This window comes from Mesorhizobium sp. M0991 (assembly GCF_040318915.1).
Classification (GTDB): Bacteria; Pseudomonadota; Alphaproteobacteria; order Rhizobiales; family Rhizobiaceae; genus Mesorhizobium.
The window spans coordinates 1-3,224 of sequence record NZ_JAMYNE010000085.1; the positions used below are offsets into that span (position 1 = coordinate 1).

At 61.9% G+C, this 3,224-nt stretch carries 3 protein-coding genes; all 3 read left to right on the forward strand.

Annotated elements, in window-relative coordinates:
- Positions 1-54: 54 nt before the first annotated feature.
- A complete protein-coding gene (locus tag NKH70_RS35480; protein WP_353027459.1) occupies positions 55-1,293 on the forward strand; it encodes a site-specific integrase in 1,239 nt (412 codons plus the stop codon).
- Positions 1,290-2,222: a tyrosine-type recombinase/integrase gene (locus NKH70_RS35485; RefSeq protein WP_023699564.1), complete on the forward strand. Its 933-nt coding sequence runs from the start codon at positions 1,290-1,292 to the stop codon at positions 2,220-2,222. The genes NKH70_RS35480 and NKH70_RS35485 overlap by 4 nt, the downstream gene beginning before the upstream one ends.
- Positions 2,219-3,224, forward strand: a 1,006-nt coding sequence (locus NKH70_RS35490) for a tyrosine-type recombinase/integrase (RefSeq protein ID WP_353027460.1), incomplete at its 3' end; no start/stop codon positions are given. The genes NKH70_RS35485 and NKH70_RS35490, both read left to right, overlap by 4 nt.

Genomic DNA, 3,224 nt, shown 5'->3' on the forward strand with positions numbered 1-3,224 from the left:
CATGCCTCTCTCATGGCGCGGGATTCCCCTGTGCCACAACGCCGGAGGGGCAGAATGCTCGAGTTCTATTTTTCCTATTGTGGGGTGCTCAAGCGCCTGCGTAGCGGTGCACTCGGTGGCGAGATGGATCGCCTCGCGGAGCATTTTTTCACCCTTGGTTATAAGCGAGCGTCTGCCACGATTTACCTGAGCCGGATTGCGCGCTTTAGCCAGTTTGCCGCAACGCGCTGTGGTCCGATGCCTATCTCTCAAGATGTCGTCGACAGCTATTTGTGCACGTTTACTACGGATACTCCACGCATTGGAGCAGTGTCGGCACTGGGACACGCGCGGCGAGTGGCTCCGGAGCGCTTCATTGCTTCCCCTCCCAAGGTAGATGATGATCCGGATACTCCGCTTCTGACCTCATTTTCCGACTATTTGCGCAAGGTGCGAGGACTTGAGCCGAAGACCCGCGAAGGCGTTCTTCTGGGAGGCCGCCGCTTTCTGGATTGGTTCCGCCATCACCATCCCGGTCAAGACCTCGAGGCATTGACGGCTGAGCACGTCCTTGCTGCTGTCGAGCATCGGCTGTCGCTATCGGCGACCACCGGCACCCGCACGGCAGCGACTTCTCACATCCGAACATTTCTTCAGTTTTTATGTTGGGCTGGCCACCATGACCAGGATCTCGACCGCGTCGTCCCAAGAACGCCTCATTGGCGTTTGGCGCATTTGCCGCCGCGCCTTGCATGGGATGACGTTCGGCGCGCAATAGATGCGATCGGCGCAACGACGCCGGTCGACATCCGCGATCGAGCCGTCCTGCTGCTGCTCGCCACCACGGGCATTCGCAACGGCGAGCTACGCGCCATTCAGCTGCACGATATCCACTGGCGAACTGGCGAGGTTTTTGTCCGGCACACCAAGGGCAAGCGTGATCGGGTGGCCCCGCTCATCGAGGAAGCCGGTGCCGCGCTCGCCGACTATGTCCTGCGCGCTCGACCGAAGGTGGATAGTCCGTATCTGTTCCTGTCCTTCACGCCGCCCGTGGCACCATTCAAATGCGCGTCGCCTGTTTCGAGGATCGTGCGGAAGCGGTTGCGACATGGCGGGGTTGAACTCGGGCAGGTCGCAGGTGCGCATCTCCTGCGCCACAGTCTTGCCACCCAGCTCGTCAAGCAGCGAAGGCCGATCAACGAGGTCGCCGATCTCCTGGGACACCGCAGCATCAACACAACGGCGCTGTACGTAAAGGTCGCGACGTCGCAACTTGCCGAGGTCGCACTTCCCTTTCCGGGAGGCGTGGCATGACCGCCTTTGCCCGATTCCTCGGCGAGAAGGCCGAGTGTTACATCGAGCTACGCCACTCCCTCGGCTATGCCTTCAGCAAGCAAGCCGGCACGTTGCGGGCTTTCGTGAGGTACATTGAGCGCGCTCAGTTCGATGGGCCTGCCACTCGAACTTTGGCGCTGGATTTTGCCCTCTCGTTCAGCGGCGCCGCCAACAGCCGTGTCAGTCGTCACGGCGTGCTGCGCCGGTTTTACGAATATCTCGCCGTCTATGACGCGCGAACCGAAGCCTTGGAGCGCAGAGCTTTCCCCAGATCCAGAGCGATTCCGCCTCCGCGAATCCTCAGCGAGGCCGAGTTGGCATCACTCATCGACGCATGCCGCCGCATCTCGCCGGGAATCCTTCTCAAGGGGCGGACAATGGCCACGCTGATCGGATTATTGGCGAGCTCGGGGCTGCGATCAGGCGAAGTGGTCAGACTTGATCGTTCCGACGTTGATCTGGCCAACGGGATTCTCCTCATTCGGAAGACGAAGTTCCGCAAGGACCGTCTCGTTCCAGTTCACACGACGACCCAGGCTGCCCTTCGTAGCTACGTCCATGAACGGGATGCCGCTTTTCCCATGCCCAAGGACCAGGCCTTTTTCCTCAGCTCTCGTGGCAATCGCCTCTCGGCGACAGGCCTGCAAAACGGCTTTGCCGAGGCCCGCAAGCTTGCTGGTCTCGATGGCGGCAAGCCATTAAGGCCACACGATCTCAGGCACCGGTTCGCCGTGACCCGTCTCGGCCTCTGGCATCAGCAGCGCGCAGACGTTCAGGCGTTGCTCCCGTTGCTCGCCACATATCTCGGTCACGCCAGCTACAGCGACACTGCCTACTATCTCACCGGTTCGGCAGATCTTCTCGCCATTGCGGCGGAGCGCGCCTTCCTCGACGGAGGTGCAGCATGAGCGAACACCTGCTGCTGGCGCCGCTCCTGGAGTTCTACTTTCGCCGGCGCTTGACCAAACAACGCAATGCGACTCCCGCGACCGTGGCCAGCTATCGCGATGCCTTGCGCATGCTGATCATCTTTGCCGCCACCCGATTGGCGAAGAAGCCGGCCGCATTGGCACTCGAAGACCTCGATCGAGACCTCGTTCTCGCCTTCCTCGACGAGCTCGAGGAGAAGCGCAAGAACGTCATCGCCACGCGCAACGCCCGACTAGCGGCCATCCGATCCTTCTTCCATCACGTAGCAGCCGCTGACCCGGCGTCCTTCGGTGTCGCCCAACGCGTGCTGACGATTCCCATAAAACGGGCTCACATTGAGGTGACGCACCACCTCACCAAGGCCGAAGTGGACGCCCTTATTGCGGCCCCCGATCAGAGGACGTCCCGTGGGCGGCGCGACCGAACGTTTCTACTGTTTCTGGCACGGACCGGCGCCCGGGTCTCCGAAGCCACCGGCGTCAACGCAAACGACCTTCAGTTGGAACGGCCGCACCCACAAGTGCTGCTGCGCGGCAAAGGGCGCAGAGACCGCGTCGTCCCCATTGCTAAGGACCTGGCGCGGGCGCTGACATCCTTGTTGAGCGAGCGCGGGATCGCCCATCACGAGCCGCGAGCGATATTCGTCGGCGCCCGCAACGAACGCCTGACTCGTTTCGGAGCGACCCATATCGTGCGGCGTGCGGCCACAGAGGCCGTGCCTACCAGGCCGGCCTTGGCCGACAAGCCCATATCGCCGCACATCTTCCGGCACTCCCTCGCCATGAAGCTTCTCCAGTCCGGCGTGGACCTTTTGACGATCCAAGCCTGGCTCGGGCACGCACAGGTCGCCACGACCCACCGCTATGCCGCAGCGGATGTCGAGATGATGCGCAATGGACTCGAGAAGGCGGGCGTCACCGGCGCTCACGGCGTGCGTTTCCGACCAAATGACTCCGTTCTGCAACTGCTGAACAGCATCT